This is a genomic window from Myxococcus sp. AB056 (genome assembly GCF_006547365.1).
Lineage (GTDB): Bacteria > Myxococcota > Myxococcia > Myxococcales > Myxococcaceae > Myxococcus > Myxococcus virescens.
Genome location: NZ_VHLB01000006.1, coordinates 34,724 through 52,679, shown reverse-complemented (window position 1 = coordinate 52,679; position 17,956 = coordinate 34,724). Strand labels below are relative to the sequence as shown.

The following is a 17,956-nucleotide window of genomic DNA, read 5'->3' as shown; positions in this document are numbered from 1 at the left end:
GGGGGCCTTCTATAGCAGGGCCGCTTGCTGTTGCGAGGACGCCCGGCGCCCCGGCCCCACTCTGCTGACGCCCTCGGATGGCTGCTCATTTGAAGAGCAAGCCATCAACCGAGCGAATGTCCGGCCCTGGCTCCAGCGCCTGAGCCACCAGGACACCGGAAAAACAAAAGGCCCTCTGGCTTCCCAGAGGGCCTCAATTTGGAGCGGGAAAAGGGATTTGAACCCTCGACCCTCGCCTTGGCAAGGCGATGCTCTACCGCTGAGCTATTCCCGCGTCAGACCCTGCAAACTAAAAGGCCCTCTGGGTTTCCAGAGGGCCCGATTTTGGAGCGGGAAAAGGGATTTGAACCCTCGACCCTCGCCTTGGCAAGGCGATGCTCTACCGCTGAGCTATTCCCGCATCAGGTGCCGCGCTTCCGTCACCGTCGTGTGACCGCCGGGCCGGAAGTGAGGTGGGGTATACAGAGCCCTTCCGGACCCGTCAAACACTTTTCGTGGGGTCAGGCTCCCCCCCACGCTTCGCCAGCATGGCCAGGAACGCCCGGAAGTACACCACCGCGCTCCACACCGAGAAGGCACCAGACAGGTAGACGAGCACCTGGCCCACCAGGTTGTAGTCCACCGGCACGGAGAAGGTGCCGAACTCCAGTGGATGCACGTAGTGGACGCAGAGCGAGATGATGCCCACCAGCTGGAGGGACGTCTTCCACTTCCCCTCCTGGCCCGCGGCGATGACCATGCCCTCGCTGGCGGCGATGGTGCGCAGTCCGCTGACGATGAGCTCCCGCGCCAGCAGGACGATGACGACCCACGCGGCGATGCGCCCCAGCCGCACCATCATCACCAGGGCCGCCATGGCGATGAGCTTGTCGGCCAGCGGGTCCATGAACTTGCCGACCACGGTGATGAGGTTCCACTTCCGCGCGAGGTAGCCATCAACCACGTCGGTGATGGCGGCCACCGCGAAGACGAGCCCCGCCAACAGCGAGTTGAGGGGGTCCGCGTCGTAGGTCAGCCACACGAAGAGCGGAATGATGAGGATGCGCCCCAACGTGAGCATGTTGGGCAGGTTCCAGAACTCCTGCACCAACACGCTGGGCTTGCGCGCCGCGCGCTTCCGGGCGCGCTCCTCTCGCTTCCGCTGTTTCCGCGCCGCTCGGTCCGTGGCCATGGCAGGGGCCCTTCTAGCGGACACCGAGGGCGATGAGGGCAAAACCTTCACCGCCCAGCTCCACCGCCGCCCGCAGCGGCTCCCCAGAGGGGGACTTGAGCACGGGCACCATGCGCGGCGTGAGGTTGCCCTGCCAGCCCACCAGGTGCGTCAGCGGCACCGTCACCGGCTGCTCCTGGCGCACCGCCACCGCACGCAGCGGCCCCGGGAGGCTCAAGAGCACCTGGCCCTGCCCTCGCAGGTGCACCAGGTCCAGGTCCGGCGCGATGTCCGACGGAACCCGTCCGTTCTCGAACATGACCGGCTCCTCGAAGGCGAACACGCACTCGTCGCGGAAGTACGCGGAGTCCTCGCCCAGGTCCACCGCCAGGAAAGTACGGGTCGCGGCCGGCTCCAGGTAGAGCACGCCCTGCCCCCGGGCACGCACCATCCGCGCCGCCCCTTCCCCGAACGACTTGTCCGTGGCCCGGCCCCGGAACCGCTTCATCTCCGGCTGGAAGGAGAGCTGCCCCGCCAGCGCCACCAAGCCATCCAGGCGCGTCAGGAGCTCCCCCTCCACCGTCACGGTGTAGCAGCCCGGCCCCGCGCCGAAGGGCCGCGACGCCTCCGCGCCGGGAAGGACGACCGCACCGGCGAGCTCGGCCAGCGACGACCGCCCGCCGTCCGGAGCGGGTGAGGACTCCGGCGCCGGAGACGTGGGCGCCAGCGACGTCGCGGGCATCTTGCGCAGATGCAACCGCGTCAGGGGCACGGGCGCCGGCGGCACGCTCGCGGCCACCGCCTCGGAGGTCTCATCAAAGGTCGACTCGGGAGGCGCCTCCCGCGCCACGCCACTGTCAGCCGCGGCTTCCGTCGCCTCGGACGCCGAGGCGTCGGACAGGGCACTGGGGCCCTCGTCTTCGGCGAAGCGAATCTCCTCTTCTTCCTCCGGCTCGGCGGCGGGCGGCGGCGGCTCGGCGACACGGGGCTCCACCGGCGCGCTGCGGGGCGGCGGCGTGGCGGCGGCGGCCGGCTTCGCGTAGCTCTCCCCCGCGATGGCGCGAGACATCTTCTCCGCCATGACGTCACTGCCAGCGAGCAGGAAGTGCTCGCGGGCGCGGCCGTACTCGCCCATCTGCGCCAGGGTGAGGCCCAGGTAGTTCTGGGCCTTCTGGTGCTCGGGGGCCAGGTCGGTGGCCGTCTCGAACTCGCGCGCCGCGCGCTGGAGCGCGGACGTCTTCAGGTACACCAGGCCCAGGTTGACCCGCAGTGTCGGGTCCACCGGGTTGTCGCGCACCAGCATCTCGTACAGCTCGGCCGCCCTGTCGTACAGGCCGAGCTTGAAGTAGCAGAGGCCCAGCAGGTTCTGCGCCTTCTCCATGCGGGGCTGGAGCTGGTGGGCACGCTCCAGGAACGGCTGAGCCTCGTGGACCCTGCCTGCGGCCAACAGCTCGCCACCGCGGGAGAGCTGCTGGAGGAACTCATCATCAGCGGGGCTCGTCTCCCCCCGCCCCTTCGCGCGCGTCGTCATTCTGGGATGTGGGCTCGCTGGGGCCGCTCGAGACGGCCGCCTCGCGCTCCTTGTAGTGGTAGTAGAGCTTGAGCACCTTGCGCACGTACCCCTGCGTCTCTTCGTAGGGGGGCACCTTGCCACCGTAGCGCTTCACCGCTTCGGGGCCGGCGTTGTACGCGGCAACCATCTTCACCATGTCGCCGTCGAACATGTTGGCGAGCACGCGCAGGTAGCGCACGCCGCCCTCGATGTTGTCGCGCTCGTTGAAGATGTCCTTCACGTACATGTCCGTCGCCGTGGCCGGCATGAGCTGCATCAGCCCGCTGGCGCCCTTGTGGCTGAGCGCGTTGGGGTTGAAGTTGCTCTCGGTGTGCATGATGGCGCGCACGAGCGCCGGCGGGATGCGGTAGCGCAGCGCCGCGGCGGTGATGTGCGGATCCAACTCCGGCGGGGTCCGCTTGCGGCCCACCACCGGCGTGTTCTTCGCGGGGGCCTTGGTGAACGTGCCCTTCAGCGTCTTGGCCCGCTTGCTGCCCGAGGGCTGCACGTTCGTATAGATGATGGTGCCGTCCTTCTCGACGTACCGGTAGATGGCATCCGCCCCCGCCGACAAGGGCAGGGCCAGCACGGCGACGGAGAGGAACGCGGAATAGGCACGCATATCGGCCCACGAACCTTAGACATCCGCGGGAAAGTCCTCAAGAAAACGCCTTGTTTCCAGCACTTACAGTCGTTAAGGCTGCTCACCATGCCCCATCGGTTCGATTTCCTCGTCCTGGGAGGCGGCGTGGCGGGTCTTTCGTTCGCCCTCCAGGCGGCCCGCCATGGCACGGTGGCCATCCTCACCAAGCGCGACCGGTTCGAAAGCAACACGGCCTATGCCCAGGGCGGCATCGCCAGCGTGCTCGCGCCCCCTGACACCTTTGAGGCCCACATCGAGGACACGCTGGTGGCGGGTGCGGGGCTGTGCCACCGCGACGCGGTGGAAGTCACGGTGAAGGAAGGCCCCAGCCGTGTGCAGGAGCTGGCGGACCTGGGCGCGGAGTTCAACCGCCGCATCACCGGCGAATTCGACCTCACCCGCGAGGGGGGCCACTCCGCGCGCCGCATCATCCATTCGGGCGACATCACCGGCCGCGAGGTGCAGCGCGCGCTGCTCGCCGCGTGTGACGAAGTCCCCAACATCACCTTCTTCCCGCAGACGGCCGCCATCGACCTCATCCAGGACCGGCGCGTCCCCTCCCCTGGGGTCAGCCGGTGTCTGGGGGTCTACGCCCTGCTGGAGGACGGCGTCATCGAGCGCTTCCTGGCCAAGGTGACGGTGCTGGCCACCGGCGGCGCTGGCAAGGTGTACCTGTACACGTCCAACCCGGACGTGGCGACGGGTGACGGCGTGGCCATGGCGTACCGGGCGGGCGCGAAGGTGGCGAACATGGAGTTCTACCAGTTCCACCCCACGTGCCTCTACCACCCGGAGGCCAAGAGCTTCCTCATCAGCGAGGCGCTGCGCGGCGAAGGCGGCAAGCTGAAGCTCAAGAGCGGCGCGTCCTTCATGGAGCGCTACCACCCCATGGGCGCGCTCGCGCCGCGTGACGTGGTGGCGCGTGCCATCGACGCGGAGATGAAGCGCACGGGCGACGACTGCGTCTACCTGGACATGACGCACCTGGGACGCGCCTTCCTCGCCGAGCGCTTCCCCAACATCTACGCCACCTGCAAGGCGTTCAACATCGACATGGCGGTGCAGCCCATCCCCGTCGTCCCGGCGGCCCACTACATGTGCGGCGGCGTGGTGACGGACCTGGAGGGGCGCACCAACGTGCCCAGCCTGTACGCCATTGGTGAAGTCACCTGCACGGGCCTGCACGGCGCCAACCGGCTCGCGTCCAACTCGCTGCTGGAAGGGCTCGTCTTCGGCCACCGCGCCGTGCAGGTCGCCGCCGAAGAAGTGCGCGCCCAGCCCACTCCCTCCGAGGACCCGCCGCCCTGGGATTCGGGCAGCGCGGTGGAGTCGGACGAGAGCGTCGTCGTCACCCACAACTGGGACGAGATTCGCAGGCTCATGTGGAACTACGTCGGCATTGTCCGCACGGACAAGCGGCTGATGCGCGCGCGGCGCCGGCTGGAGCTGCTGCGCGAGGAGATTCGCGACTACTATTGGCGCTTCAAGGTGACTCGCGACGTCATCGAGCTGCGGAACATCGCCGACGTCGCCTACCTCATCGTCGACTGCGCCAGCCGCCGCAAGGAGAGCCGCGGCCTCCACTACACGCTGGACTACCCGCACCCGGACGACCACCGCTGGCTGCGAGACACCGTCGTGTCCAGGGAGCCGTGAGCCCGAATGTCCTCCCGTCCACGACGCATTCTCGATGCCCCCTCCTCCGCCTCGGGCGGTGAAGGCACCGGCGCGCAGCCCCCTGGCCCACCGGTGCCAGGCCCACCGCAGCCGCGGCCCTGGGTGTGCTACGCGCTCATCGCCTGCGCGGTGTCGCTCTTCCTGGCCGAGCAGGTTCTGCCCATCTCCCAGGTGGTCCGGAGCGAGCACGGGCGGATGCAGATTCCGCCCCTGGGCCTGTACGGCCCCTTCGTGCAGGCGGGCCAGTACTGGCGGCTGCTGGGCGCGGTGCTGGAGCACGGCAGTCCCCTCCACCTCCTCTTCAACATGTCGGTGGTGGTGACGCTCGGCTTCACGCTGGAGCGAGGCATCGGCAGCCTGCGCTTCTTCGGCCTGTCGCTGGTGACGGCGCTGGGGGCGTCCACCTTCTCACTCATCTTCGACTTCGACGTGCCCACGGTGGGCGCGTCCGGAATGATTCTCGGCTGGGCGGGGGCCATGCTGCCCGTCGCCACACGCGAGGGCCGCCGGGACTTGTTCATCTGGTTGGCGCAGGTGGCTGTCCTCAGCCTGCTCCCCTTCGTGAGCTGGGCGGGGCATCTGGGCGGCTTCCTCTTCGGCCTGCCTTGCGGATTGGCCCTGCGCATGGGGCGGCAGGTCTATGCGCGCGCCCTGCCCATCCTTCTCTTTCTCTCCGTGGTGGTGGCGCTCTACGCAGCCCACCCCGAGCGGCGTGGAGGCTTTTGACATGGAAGTGCGAAGTGTCTGTGTGTTCTGCGGCTCCCGGCCCGGCGCGCGTCCGGAGTACATGGACGCCGCCACACGCATGGGCGCCGAGCTGGCGCGGCGAGGACTGACGCTCGTCTACGGCGGCGCCAGCGTGGGGCTCATGGGCGCGGTGGCGGACGGCGCATTGGCCGCTGGTGGCAACGTCGTGGGCGTGCTGCCTGGCTTCCTTGGCGCCAAGGAACTGGCCCACCGGGGCCTCACGGAGCTGCACTCCGTCGGCTCCATGCACGAGCGCAAGGCGATGATGGCGGAGCGCTCGGATGCCTTCATCGCCCTGCCCGGAGGCTTTGGAACGCTCGACGAGCTCTTCGAAATCGTGACCTGGGCCCAGCTCGGCCTGCACCGCAAGCCCATGGGACTGCTGGACACGCGCGGCTTCTTCCAGCCATTGCTGGCCATGGCCCGGCACCACGCGGAGGAAGGCTTCGTCCCCATGGAGCAGGCCGCGCCCTTCGCCGTGAGCGCGTCGCCCACGGCCCTGGTGGACCGGCTGCTGGCGGGCCCGACGATGCCGCCCGCCGAGAAGTGGCTGAAGCGCACCAGCCAGACGTGAGCCGCGCTACTGCGCGCGCACCTGCATGTCCGCCTTGCCCAACGACGAAGCCATGCGGAACGTCACCGTCTCCGTGCCGGGCGGAATAACGGGGCTCCCGTCGGACATCTGCGTGGGGAACTGAATCTCCCACCCCACCCAGAAAATCGACGTGTACGGGTAGTACGCCCGCGTCTGCATGTTCACCCGGCCCAGCCGGCGGATGCGCGAGGGCGTCACCTCGCCAGCGGGCGTCACCAGCGCCAGGCGCCAGATGGAGTGCTTGGAGTCGAAGTCGGCGTAGACGAAGTCGTTGAAGTGCACGCCCAGGAAGAACTCGTGGGCCTGCGCGGCCTTCGCCTGCTCATCGGCGAGCATCTGCTCCACCTTCACCGTGGGCAGCTGCTGGAAGGCGGCCTGGCGATGCACGCGCGCCTCGCGGAAGGACAGCGTCTGCAGCGTCACGCCCGCGAACACGCGCGTGTCGAAGCCGTCGTAGATTTCCTTCTGTCCCGTGTAGCGCGCGAGAATCTTCCGGTAGGAATGCTCCGCGTGTTCATCCGGCAGCGACGGCGGCGGATCACTGATGGCCGTGGGCGGCGTGGTGACACAGCCCGCGAGCAGCCCCAGCAGCGCCGCAGTGATGAACGGACGCCTCACGGAATGAAGTCCTTGCGGGTGAAGAGCGTGTGGAGCCGGTGACCCGAGGCCTCCACGGCTTCACGCCCACCCTCCAACCGGTCCACCAGCGCGAAGGCGCCCAGCACCTTCAGGCCCTCCAACTGGGCCCGCTCGATGGCCTTCAGCGTGGAGGCTCCCGTCGTGACGACGTCCTCCACGATGGCCACCGCCGCGCCCTGCCCCAGCCCGCTCAGGCCTTCAATCCACTGGCCCGTGCCGTGCCCCTTGGGCTCCTTGCGCACGATGAAGGCCGCCAGCGGCGTGCCGGACAGATAGCCGGTGAGGCTCACCGCGGACGCCAACGGGTCGGCACCCAACGTCAGCCCGCCCACGCCCACGGCCTCCGGGGCCTCGCGCCGGATGGCCTCCAGGAACAGCCGGCCAATGAGAAAGTGCCCCTCGGCCAGCAGCGCCGTGCGCTTGCAGTCGATGTAGAAGTCCGACTCCTTGCCGGACGAGAGCACCACGCGGCGCTGCTCGAAGGAGCGCTCGGTGAGCAGCTCCAACAGCCGGGCACGGTCGCGCACGAGCGGTTCCGCCATGGCTTACAGCCCCTCCAGATAGGTGACCAGCTCGGACGAGTAGCGGAGCTGCATCAGGAGCTCCGCCTTGCGCGACTCATCCAGCGCGGCGAACACGTCCGCCAGCAGCGAGAGGTCCTGATTGATGGCCCCGAGCCGCTGCGCCACTTCCTGCGCCAGCTCGTCGGCGTCAATCTCCTCTTCGACGCCCTCCGGCGCCAGCGTGTCCTCGGTGGCGAGCGCCTTCTCCAGCATGTCGCGAACGGCCGCGCTCAAGCGCCCCTGCGCATCGAGCTCGTCGCGCTTCGCCTCCAGGACTTCCGGGCCCACCGGCGTGGCGTGAATCGCCTCCGCCAGCGACATCACCAGCGCGTCCTCGTCCGAGAGCCGCAGGTGGATCCGCGCCTGCACGGCGTCCCGCTTGAGGAAGCGCAGCGCCGCGACCCGCCGGAATCCGCAGACGAGCTGGTAGCGGTCTTCCCCCGCCGGGCGGACGTCCACCGGGAACAACTGCCCCAGCCGCGCGATGTCCGTGGCCAGCCCCGACACGTCGCCTTCCGGGCGAAGCTTGAATGCGCTTTCGTCCTGCAGCTTCTCCAGCGGCAGGAGCACCGTCGTCACCCGGCCCGAAAGCCGCTGCTCGGGTTCCGAGAGGACGTCCTCCCGCGACTCCTCGTCAGCGTCGCTGGCTTTGTCCCCGTCGGCCTCACCCGTCCAGAACGCGCCGTGGGGGCGCTCGTCCAGCCCGGGCGTGGCACGGGCCTCGCCGTCGGAGGGGGCCTGCTCGGCACGTGTCTCCGCGTTGGCGACGGCCCCGCCTCCTGATTCGTTTCCGTCCTGCCCGTGGGACTCACTCACGGCCTGGTGCTCGCCCTGCGCATGAGACGCATCCTTGGCAGGTGGCTCCGCCTGACCGTGGGACGTGGTGCCCTCGGCCTGCAGTCCACCTTCCTGCGAACCTGCCTGGTCCTTTGAACCTTCGCTCCCGGAGGCGTCCGCGGAGCCCGGCGCTTCCCCGCCCGCATCGTGCGGACGTGCGCCCTCGCCCTGTGTGTCGCCACTGGCGACGGGAGGCTCACCGCCCTGCCCCTGCGCAGAGCCGGCGTCCTGGGGCTCGCCCTGTTCCAAAGGCGTGCCCTCGGCGCGATGCGCAGCGCCCTGTTCCGAAGGCGTGCCCTCGGCGCGATGCGCAGCGCCCTGCTCGGAAGGCGAGCCCTCAGCGCGCTGCGCAACGCCCTGCTCGGAAGGCGTGCCCTCGGATCGCGGCTCCGAACCTTCGGCGGGTGGCGTGCCCTCGGCTCGGTGCTCACCACCGGACGCCGGTGACGCGTCCTCGCGCTTGTGCTCGCCCTGTGGCTCCGAGGAGCCCCCCGAAGCGTGCGGCGCGGCGCTCACGGCACCGCCCTGGCCGCCATCCTGTCCGGACGACGCCTGCGAGCCACCTTCGGGCCCAGCACCCGCCGTCCCATCCTGTCCATCAACCCTGTGCTCGGCGTCCATGGTGGCACCCCTGAAAAGCCCACGCGCCCGCACCGCCAACAACTGGCGGCGCGGGCCGTGCGCGCTAGCGGGTCTTCTTCTTCACCACGACCTTCTTCTTCGCGCCAGCACCCACCAGGACTGGCGTTGGCGGCTCGGCAGAGCCCGCCTGCTCAGCCTGCGGCTCCGCCCGCTCCACGCGGGTCGGCGGAGGCGGCGGCAGCGGCTTGCTTCCCAGGCCACCCAACCCCGGACGGGTGATGGGCGCCGAGGGGCGCGTCACCGCGGGAGGCGCCGAGGGGCGCGCGGGCGGAGGAGGCGGCGAGGGCCGCGACGGCGGCGGCGGAGGCATGGGCCGTGCGGCCGGAATCGTCGGACGCGCGGGCGTCGCCGTGGGCCGGGTCACCGCCGTGGGGCGGACCACCGCGGGGCGCTCGGCCGGCAGACGTCCCGGCTCCACGTCACCCATGTCCACGCGGCCACGGAAGCTGGCCCCGTCGACGATGATGACGCGCGGGGCGCGGATGTCGCCCACCATGCGGCCTTCGCGGGTGAGCTCCACGCTCTCGGTGGCGTTGATGTTGCCCACCACCACGCCGCTGACGATGGCGTTCTTCACCGCCACGTTGGCCTTCACCACGCCCGAGGGCTCCACGATGAGGGTGCGGCTGAGCGTCAGCTCACCCTCGACGCGCCCTCGGACCGTGAGGTCCTCGTCGCCCGTCAACCGGCCGCTGATGAGGATGGAAGGCCCCACCACGGTGTTGTCGACGTTGCTGCTCGCTGAGAGCTCCTTCGCGGTGGCCACGAATCAGCGCTCCTTCATGTCCATGTCGACGTTGCCCTTGAAGGAGGCACCGTCGGCGATGAGGATTCGAGGCGCCTTGATGTCTCCCACCACGCGGCAGTCCGTCTTCAGCTCCACCTTGTCGCTGGCGACGATGTTGCCCGTGACGCGGCCGGCGATCTCCACGTTCTGCGTCTCGATGTCGGCCTCGACGACGCCGCTGCCCTCTACGTAGAGGCTTTCCTTGAGGGAAATCTTCCCCTTCACGGTGCCCTGGATGACCAGGTCCTCGTCGCCGGAGATCTCCCCGTCGATGACGATGCTCGAGCCAATGACCGTATTCGCCATGAGTGTTGTCCGCCTCTCGAAAGGTGTGTGCCGTGCCGTGCGCGGCGTGAAGCTCAAATGTCGTCAGGAAGCCGTACGTCCATCTCGATGGAGCCGTTGAACACAGCCCCGTCCTCGATGACGACGCGAGGTGCCTTGATGTCGCCGGCCACCTTGGCCGAGGCGTTGATGGCCACGCGCGACGAGGCGTCGATGTTGCCGCTGGCCTCGCCGTTGATGGTCAACTCCTCGGCGCGGATGTCCGCCTGCACCTTGCCGGTGCTCTCGATGGTGAGGTGGTTCTTCAGGGCAATCTGCCCCTCCACACGTCCCTCGATCACCAGGTCCCCACCTCCCGTGAGGTTGCCCTTGATGACGATGCCCTTGCCGATGATGCCCGTTTCACCCGTTGCCATGCGGTGACCTCACCCAGCGCCAGCTCCTCCCTAGGAGCCGGGCGACCTGATTATGTCAGAGATGCGCGGAGATCCAGCCGGAGATATCCCGGAATACCTCCGCACGGCCCACCTCGTTGAGCGGCTCATGCCGCATTCCGGGGTACTCCTTGAACTTCTTGTCCGGCGACCCCGCCCGCTCGAAGTACTCCCGCGCCGCCGCCGGAGCGGCCACCCCATCCTCCGCGCCACACAGGACGAACAGCGGCACTTGAATCTTCGGCGCCAGCAGCACGGCCTCGCCCTGCGCCCGGGTCGATTCGACGAACCACCGGGGCGTGGCGATGGCCTGGTGGAGCGGATCCTCCCGGGTGGCCCGCTGCACGTCGGTGTCATGGGTGAGGTCCTCCACCTTCAGCCCGGAGGAGATGCTCAGCCATGGCACCAGCTTGCCCACCGCGCGCGCGGCCATCAGCTTCGAGGCCGGCGGGGTGATGGCCAGCTTGAGGTACGGCGCCGACAGCACCAGCCCCGTCAACCCCTCCACCTGCCGGCTGGAAGCCCACGTCGCCGACATCAGGCCGCCGTGGCTGTGCGCCAGCACGAAGGCCTTCTTGCCCTCCGATACCGCACGCACCCGCTCCCAGAAGACCTCCAGGTCCTCCAGGTAGTCCGGCCACTTCTCGCAGTAGGCCCGGCGCCCGTCGGCCTTGCCATGGCCCCGGTAGTCGAAGCCGTGGACCGCGAAGCCGTCCGCCAGCAGTGCTTCCGTCACGAAGCCATAGCGCCCGAAGTGGTCACCATACCCGTGCACCACCGCGACATGCGCGCGGGGCTCGGCGTCTGGAAGGATGGACTTCCAGTACAGTCGTGTCCCGTCCCTGCCGGGAAAGAAGCCCTCGTCGCTACGCGCCATAGGCCCACCAACTTAGCGGTCTGGCGCACGCGTGGGTAGCGCATTGAGCTTGCGCTCCAACGCGGCGCGCTGGCCGGGAGGCTCGGCGGACTCGGGGTCCAGCGTCAGCACTTCCAGGGCGCGCCGCCAGACGGCCGCGGCGTCGTCCGTCCTCGCCACCTGCTGATAGGCGTCTCCCAGGTGTTCGAGGATGACGGGCTCGTCGGGAGCCAGCGTGGAGGCCCGCTCCAGCGCGTCCACGGCCCGGGCGTAGTCTCCCCTGCGGAAGTACACCCAGCCCAGTGAGTCCAGGTAGGCCCCGGTGTCCGGTCGCAGCTCCAGGGCCCGCCGCACGCGCCGCTCGGCCTCGTCCAGGTTCTGCCCCGCCTGCGCCAGCAGGTAGCCCAGGAAGTTCAACGCGGCGGCGTGGTCCGGTGACACAGCCAGCACCGCCCGCATGCGGGCCAGCGCGCCCGTCACGTCGCCCTGCCGCTCATGGGCCGCGCCCAGCACGTACAGCAAGTCTTGGTCCCGGGGGAAGCGGGCCACCGCCTCGCGAAGCAGTGTCAGTGCTTCGCGCCCCCGGCCCTGCCGATGGAGCGTGGCGGCCAGGGCGTCATACAGCGCCGCGGAGGGACCGGCGGACAGGCCCTCGCGAAGGAGCAGCTCCGCGCGGTTCGGCGTGCCGCCGCGCTCCAGTGCCCGGGCGAACTGCATCCGGACTTCCACGTCCGCTGGCGACTCCTGCATCGCGGCCCGGAAGAGCGTGAGGGCCCGGGAGTGCTCGCCCAGGAGTGACAGGCTGCGGGCTCGGCGCAGGCGCGCGTCGGCGTAGACATCCGCCTCGGCGGGCACCCCAGCGAAGGCCTCCGCCGCGTCGGCGAAGCGGCGCATCCGCTCATGGACGAGCCCCGCGTAGTAGGCCAGCCGAGGGTCCGCATGGTCCCCCCGGCGCGCCGCCTCCAGCACCTCCGCGGCCGCCCTGGGCTCGCGCGCGGCGAGGTAGCTGAAGGCCACCCGTACCGGCATCTCCGGCTCGGAGGAGAGGGACAACAGCCGGTCGAAGTACGCCCGCGCCCGGACGGCGGAGCCCGCCTTCAGCGCCGCGCGTCCGGCGCCCAGCAGCACCTCGCGGCTGTCCGGGTCCCGCTCCAGCGCCCGAGCCAGGGACTCTTCCGCCTGCACGGGCCGGCCGGTGTCTTCGTACAGCCGCGCCAGCGCCGTGAGCACCTCCACGTCACCCGGGTTCCGGGAGGCGGCCTCTACCAGCAGGCGCTCGGCGCGCGCCGTGTCGCCCCGCTCCGCCAGCGCCAACCCCAGGCGCTGGTACCCCGAGGCCTCCCCCGGCAGCGCCAACGCCAGCGCGTCCACCACCTTCACCGCTTCGTCCGGGGCCCCCATCTCCAGGTGGAGCTGGGTCAGGACGAGATACGCCTCCGGCTCGCGAGGCTTGAGCGTCACCGCGCGCCGCAGGTGCAGGCGGGCCCGGGCGAACCGCTTCGACTCCGTGAGAACGCGGCCCAGGAGCACGTGCGCGGGGTAGTAGGCGGGGGCGCGCAGCACGGCCCGGCGCAGCTCGCGCTCCGCGCGCGTCAAATCGCCCAGACGGGCGTACTCCTCCCCCAGCCGGGTAAGCAACAGCGGGTTCCCATCATCCGTGGCCAGGGCCAGCCGCAGCGCGTCCACCGCGCCCCGGTGATCCCCGGCATGGTGCTTCAGCCGGGACTGGAGGTAGTTCGTGTAGCTGGCGGAGGAGGCGTAGCGGCCTTCGTCCGTGGAGCCCGCGTCGATGGCCTCTCGCATGGCCTCCGGGTCCACGCGCGGCCGCCGTGACGGGGCGGCCGTGGACACACCCGGCGCCACGAGGACGGCCAGCAGGGCGGACACGAGGAGGCGAGAGGGGCGCACGCAAGCCTGAGTCTAGCGTGAGCCCGTCCCGCGCGCAGTCGCCTCAGCTCTCTTCGGGGGCCGGCGCGCCCAGCTTCTCCAGCAGCTTCTCGACCGAGTCGCTGTCCTGACTCACATCCGCCACCGCCGACCGGTACTCCGTGTCCGTCGCCTTCTCCACATCCGGCAACATGCGGCTGATGACGGCGCGCGCCGCCTCCGCCTGGCACTCCGGCAGGACGACGGCGAACACACCTCCGCCCAGGTGGGAGATGGCATCCGGGTGGCGCACCCGCTTGCGCATGACATCGGCGATGTTGGACGGCACCGGCTCCACCGGCCGGTCGGGCCGGAGCACGGCGAGGCTGAGCGCGCGGTGGTAACGCCGGCTGCGCGCCACCTCCTGCTCCAGCCGCAGCAGCAGCCCGCGCCGGTCGTGCAGGCCCGTGGCGGGGTCACTGCCGGTGCGCCGCTGCAAGGCGCTGCTCTTCTCCTTCTCCTGCTGCTCGCGCTCACCCTGGCGCAGCTTGAGGGCGCGCTCGGTGCGGTTGAGGAGCTCCACCGCGTTGAACGGCTTGCTCATGTAGTCCACCGCGCCCAGGTTGAGCGAGCGGACCTTCTCCGCCACGCCCTGGTGGGCGGACAGCAGGATGACGGGGATGCGCGCGGTGTCCGTCGAGGACTTGAGCGCCATGGCCGCGTCCAGGCCGTCCAGCTTGGGCAGGAACACGTCCATGACCACCAGGTCCGGCCGCTGGGCCTTCGCCCGGGCCAGGCCCTCCGCGCCGTCGCGCGCCACCTCCACGCGGTACTTGGAGCGCAGCACCTCCGACAGCACCGCGGCGATCTCCGGCTCGTCCTCCACCACCAACACGCGCGGCTGCTCCTGCGGCGTGGACGCGGCGGCGGGCGGCGGACGCGGGTTGCGCGGCGCTTCCTGCGCCAGCGGCAGCGTGAAGACGAAGATGCAGCCGGTGTCGGGCGGGCTCTCCGCCCAGATTTCACCGCCGTGCAGCTCCACGAACTCCTTGCAGATAGCCAGCCCCAGGCCGGTCCCGCCCTTGCCGCCGTGGCGGTAGCGGTCGAAGACGAGGTGCAGCTCGTCCGGCGGGATGCCGACGCCGTCGTCCTGCACGCACACCTTGGCCGCGTCCCCGTCCGGACGGCCCAGGCGCTGGGTGCTCACCACCACCTCGCCGTCCTGGCGCGCGTGGTGGATGGCGTTGGTGATGAGGTTCTGCAGCACCTCGTGCAGCTTCACCTCGTCACCGATGAGCATCAGGCTGTCCGGACAGTCGGCGCGCAGCGACACGCCCCGGTCCGCGGCGAGAATCTCCAGCTCGTTGACGGCGTCGCGGCAGAGCTGCGCCACATCCAGGACGCGAGGCTCGATGGACAGCCGCGCCGCCTCGCCCTTCCCCTTCTCCAGCAGCGACTCCACCAGGCCGAGGATCTTCTTTCCCTGGCGAATCATCGCCTCGGAGGACTGGCGCTGCTGCGGCTCCAGCGGCCCCTCCTGCAACAGCCGGCCGTGCCCCAGGAGCACCTGGAGCGGCGCGCGCAGGTCGTGGCTGCACACCGCGATGATTTCGTCCTTGAGCCGGTTGAGTTCCTTCAGCCGGCGGTTGGCCTCGTTCAGCTCCTGGTAACGCTGGACGTAGGCCTCCTCCAGGTCCTCGCGCTTCTTCTTCACCGCGGTGTGCAGGCGCGCGTTGCGGATGGAGTTGGCCAGCACACCGGCCACCGCCTGGGCGAACTCCTGCTCGTCCCGGCCGAACGACGCGTCAGCGCGCGATACCCGTAGGAACAGCGCCCCCAGCAGGTCGCCCTGACAGATGAGGGGCTGCACCAGGATGGACTTCACGCCCAGCGGCAGGATGTTGGTGCGGACCTCCGCCATCAGCGGGTCGCGCTGCGCCTCCTCGATGACCACCGATTCCCGCGTCTCCAGCGCGCGGCGCAGCTCCGGGTAGCGCATCACCTCGATGTCCAGTTGGACGAGGCTCGGGTCCTCCTGCGTGGCCACCACCTTCGCGGTGCGGGCATGGCTGCCCTCCACCAGCACCACGGAGCAACGGTCCGTCCCGGTGACACGGCCGACCTTGTCCACGGCGATGCGGAGTATCTCCTCCAGCTCGAGCGAACTGGTGGCCGCCTGGGTGATTTCCAGCAGCATCCCCATGCGCAGACGGATCCGCTCTTCCCGGTCACGCAGCCGGCCTGCGCGCAGGGCGGCCTCCAGACGGGGCACCACCTCGTCGGCGCTGCGGATCCAATCGTCCACGGCCAGCCGCTTGAAAGCTTCCGCCGAGCGCGCGCGGCCCAGGTCCACCAGCACCGGCAGGCGCTGGAGCCGGTCCACCTTGCGCAGCGACTCCAGCATCTCCGCGGCGCGCTTCGCCGTCACCGCCAGCAGGACGACCTCTGGCTGCAACGTGTCCGCGACCTGGGCCAGGCCGCTCTCCTTCTCCGCCGACGCACACTGGTAGCCGCTCGACGTGAGCCGCTCCATGAGCGCATCGCCCGCCTCCTTGGCGGCCACCACCAGCACGCGTCCCCGCTGATCAGCCTGCATCTCGACTCTCACGGTGAACCCCAGCCCCGGCGACATTGCGCCGGGTAGAGAGGCTGCAAAAACCCGCTGCGTGCGAAAGAGTTCATGGTTCGGATCCCGATCATGCCGCTGAACACGCCCTGGAGCCAGAACGGCGGGCATGGGTGGGAGGATGTGGCCACGTCGGTCCCCGCCGCCCCCAAGCCCTCCGGGAGTCGAGCGTACACGATGGACGTCACTTCCCAATCACCCGCGGACCGCGCACGGCCGCCCGCCCTGCCTACCGCCCATCAGGCGCCAGTGGGGCTGCACATGCAACTTCCTGGCGCATCCCTGGCGCTGTGACGCCGCCCACCGCACAGGGTCCCAACGGCGCTGGCGGAACTACCACAGCCCGCGGACATTGGGGGACGTTCCGTACCCAGGGGAGAGCGAGAATCCATTCGGGCACCCCGACAAACGGGCCTGGATGCTTGGGATGCCGCGTACCGGCTAGAGTCGCCGCCATGGCCCACCCTTCCCTGACGCGGCGCGCGCGGCGCTCCGCACTCATCGTCGCCGGCAGTCTGGCCGCCGCCTGTGGCGGCAGTGAACCGCCCCCTCCCACGCCGGATCCTCCCCAGGTCGCCCTGACGGTGCCCGCGAGCATCATCTCCGACGACAAGCTCCAGGTCATCGTCACGGTGTCTGGCTGCGAGGGCGGCTCGACGCTCAACGTCAATGACCGGGAGACCCTGCTCCGGACCTTCCCGCACAGCGGCGGCACCATGACGCTGACGCTGGAGCGCAACGACATCCCCTATGCCACGGTGGGCCTGGCCGCGAACCTGTCGCTGAACGCGGTGGCCACGTGCTCGGACGGACGCACGAACCGCTCGCAGCCCGCTCCGGTCTCCTATTTCCCGGTACAGCGGCGCATCGTGGAGCCGCAGAACGCGGGACAGGTCGTCACCGACCACTTCGTCATCGACGGCACCAGCGCAAACCCCACGTTCGTGGGCTGCGGCGAACCGCCGACGGAGATTCCCACGCTGTACCGCGTGGACCTCAGCGGCAAGGTGACGGGCACTGTCGGGATGCCCATCGCCTGCACTCCCGAGACGGTCATCACCGAGCGCAACCCCATCAGTGGCAAGCGCTGGGTGTGGACCCCGAACGTGGGCGCATTCGCCGTGGACGCCGAGCTGCGCATCACCGCGCGCACGACGACGGACATCGGCCCCACGCAGCTCACCGTGCTGCCAGGCGGTGACGCCATCATCGTCAACCGCATCGACGAGGTGCGCCGCCTGTCCCACAACCCCAACGGCACGTCGGAGAGCGTGGCCGAGGTCAAGTGGCTCTACGCGCCCACGACGCTGGAGAGCGTCATCGCTCCGCCCCTGGTTCGCGCGGACGGGATGATTCTCATCGCGTCCCTGGGCTCGGGACCGGATGCTTCGCGCACGGACGTCACCGTCACCGAGCTGTACGCGGGCGAGACGGGTGAGCAGGGCGCGGGCGGAACGGCCCGGGCCGCGTACAAGCTGCGGACCTTCGCGCGCAACGAGCGCCTCCCCCTGGGCGCCTTCAACGACACGGGCAACACGCTCTTCCTGGGCCTCCAACTCGGCTCGGAGCAGTCGCAGGTCATCGCCTGCGCCGCGAACCAGGACGAGTGCGAGGGCGCTCGGCTCCAATGGACCAGCCCCGCGCTCCCGGTGCCGCTGGCGCGCATCCTCTACCACCCGGGCGCCTCGCGCCTCGTCGCGATGGGCAAGCAACGCGTCTGGTTCCTTGACGCGTCAGGGCAGATTCGCAACCGGGACAACCGCTCCATCGACGCGAATGGCGCGCTGAACGTGCTCCAGGTGCTGCGGCGGCCCAACTCGCCGGAGCTCTTCCTGCTCAACGCGCCGGCCCGCGGGCTGGATGGCGCGCCGACGCTGCCCAACGAAATCGTCGCCGTGGACCAGACGTCCGGCGGCGAGGCCCGCGAGCTGTTCCGCCACCAGGTGGTCGACAGCCTGGGCGGTGCCATCGACCCGGAAGGCCGTCTGTGGATCCGCACCGGCTTCGACGTGGTGCAGACGCTGCCCCTGTCCGACTACCGCCGCTACCGGCCGTAG

The 17,956-nt window shown here is 70.0% G+C and carries 16 protein-coding genes and 2 tRNA genes; 4 read left to right on the top strand and 14 right to left on the bottom strand.

Going from position 1 to position 17,956, the window contains the following annotated elements; all coding sequences use genetic code 11:
* Positions 1-199: 199 nt before the first annotated feature.
* From FMP39_RS04600 to FMP39_RS04580, 5 genes are all read right to left on the bottom strand, one after another.
* Positions 200-274 (bottom strand) — tRNA-Gly (locus FMP39_RS04600).
* 51 nt (positions 275-325) lie between these two features.
* Positions 326-400, bottom strand: a tRNA-Gly gene (locus FMP39_RS04595).
* An 81-nt stretch (positions 401-481) separates the two neighbouring features.
* Positions 482-1,171: a CDP-diacylglycerol--glycerol-3-phosphate 3-phosphatidyltransferase gene (gene pgsA, locus FMP39_RS04590; protein WP_141588777.1), complete on the bottom strand. Its 690-nt coding sequence runs from the start codon at positions 1,169-1,171 to the stop codon at positions 482-484.
* A 13-nt stretch (positions 1,172-1,184) separates the two neighbouring features.
* The gene (locus FMP39_RS04585) at positions 1,185-2,681 is read right to left on the bottom strand and encodes a tetratricopeptide repeat protein (RefSeq protein WP_141588776.1); all 1,497 of its coding nucleotides are present in this window, start codon (positions 2,679-2,681) and stop codon (positions 1,185-1,187) included.
* Positions 2,638-3,324, bottom strand: coding sequence for a lytic transglycosylase domain-containing protein (locus FMP39_RS04580; protein ID WP_141588775.1), 687 nt, complete (start codon positions 3,322-3,324; stop codon positions 2,638-2,640). Before FMP39_RS04580 ends, FMP39_RS04585 begins: the two co-directional genes overlap by 44 nt.
* A gap of 87 nt (positions 3,325-3,411) precedes the next feature.
* Here FMP39_RS04580 and nadB point away from each other — a divergent pair, with 87 nt between their 5' ends.
* From nadB to FMP39_RS04565, 3 genes are all read left to right on the top strand, one after another.
* Positions 3,412-5,001: an L-aspartate oxidase gene (nadB, locus tag FMP39_RS04575; RefSeq protein WP_141588774.1), complete on the top strand. Its 1,590-nt coding sequence runs from the start codon at positions 3,412-3,414 to the stop codon at positions 4,999-5,001.
* Between the two features lie 93 nt (positions 5,002-5,094).
* The gene (locus tag FMP39_RS04570) at positions 5,095-5,748 is read left to right on the top strand and encodes a rhomboid family intramembrane serine protease (RefSeq protein WP_090494245.1); all 654 of its coding nucleotides are present in this window, start codon (positions 5,095-5,097) and stop codon (positions 5,746-5,748) included.
* Between the two features lies 1 nt (position 5,749).
* On the top strand, positions 5,750-6,343 hold the full coding sequence (locus tag FMP39_RS04565) for a TIGR00730 family Rossman fold protein (RefSeq protein ID WP_141588773.1): 594 nt from the start codon (positions 5,750-5,752) through the stop codon (positions 6,341-6,343).
* Positions 6,344-6,349: 6 nt separating this feature from the next.
* Here FMP39_RS04565 and FMP39_RS04560 read toward each other — a convergent pair whose 3' ends face one another.
* The 9 genes from FMP39_RS04560 to FMP39_RS04520 all read right to left on the bottom strand — a co-directional run bounded on the left by FMP39_RS04560 (position 6,350) and on the right by FMP39_RS04520 (position 15,869).
* On the bottom strand, positions 6,350-6,982 hold the full coding sequence (locus tag FMP39_RS04560) for a hypothetical protein (protein ID WP_141588772.1): 633 nt from the start codon (positions 6,980-6,982) through the stop codon (positions 6,350-6,352).
* On the bottom strand, positions 6,979-7,545 hold the full coding sequence (gene pyrE / locus FMP39_RS04555; RefSeq protein ID WP_090494249.1) for an orotate phosphoribosyltransferase: 567 nt from the start codon (positions 7,543-7,545) through the stop codon (positions 6,979-6,981). Before pyrE ends, FMP39_RS04560 begins: the two co-directional genes overlap by 4 nt.
* A gap of 3 nt (positions 7,546-7,548) precedes the next feature.
* Entirely contained in the window at positions 7,549-9,024 is a 1,476-nt protein-coding gene (locus FMP39_RS04550; RefSeq protein WP_228557664.1) for a ParB N-terminal domain-containing protein, read from the bottom strand.
* Between the two features lie 64 nt (positions 9,025-9,088).
* Positions 9,089-9,811, bottom strand: a complete 723-nt coding sequence (gene bacP / locus FMP39_RS04545; RefSeq protein ID WP_141588771.1) for a bactofilin BacP — start codon at positions 9,809-9,811, stop codon at positions 9,089-9,091.
* Between the two features lie 3 nt (positions 9,812-9,814).
* Positions 9,815-10,195 carry a bactofilin BacO gene (bacO, locus tag FMP39_RS04540; RefSeq protein WP_011554629.1) on the bottom strand — a complete coding sequence of 127 codons (381 nt, stop codon included), beginning with the start codon at positions 10,193-10,195 and terminating at the stop codon, positions 9,815-9,817.
* Positions 10,192-10,533 (bottom strand): bactofilin BacN, encoded by a 342-nt coding sequence (gene bacN, locus FMP39_RS04535; protein WP_002636699.1) that lies wholly within the window; start codon positions 10,531-10,533, stop codon positions 10,192-10,194. The genes bacO and bacN overlap by 4 nt, the downstream gene beginning before the upstream one ends.
* Before the next feature lie 55 nt (positions 10,534-10,588).
* Positions 10,589-11,428, bottom strand: coding sequence for an alpha/beta hydrolase (locus FMP39_RS04530; protein WP_141588770.1), 840 nt, complete (start codon positions 11,426-11,428; stop codon positions 10,589-10,591).
* A gap of 12 nt (positions 11,429-11,440) precedes the next feature.
* Positions 11,441-13,315: a tetratricopeptide repeat protein gene (locus tag FMP39_RS04525; protein ID WP_141588769.1), complete on the bottom strand. Its 1,875-nt coding sequence runs from the start codon at positions 13,313-13,315 to the stop codon at positions 11,441-11,443.
* Between the two features lie 43 nt (positions 13,316-13,358).
* The gene (locus tag FMP39_RS04520) at positions 13,359-15,869 is read right to left on the bottom strand and encodes an ATP-binding protein (protein WP_141588768.1); all 2,511 of its coding nucleotides are present in this window, start codon (positions 15,867-15,869) and stop codon (positions 13,359-13,361) included.
* Between the two features lie 485 nt (positions 15,870-16,354).
* Here FMP39_RS04520 and FMP39_RS04515 point away from each other — a divergent pair, with 485 nt between their 5' ends.
* Entirely contained in the window at positions 16,355-17,956 is a 1,602-nt protein-coding gene (locus FMP39_RS04515; RefSeq protein ID WP_141588767.1) for a hypothetical protein, read from the top strand.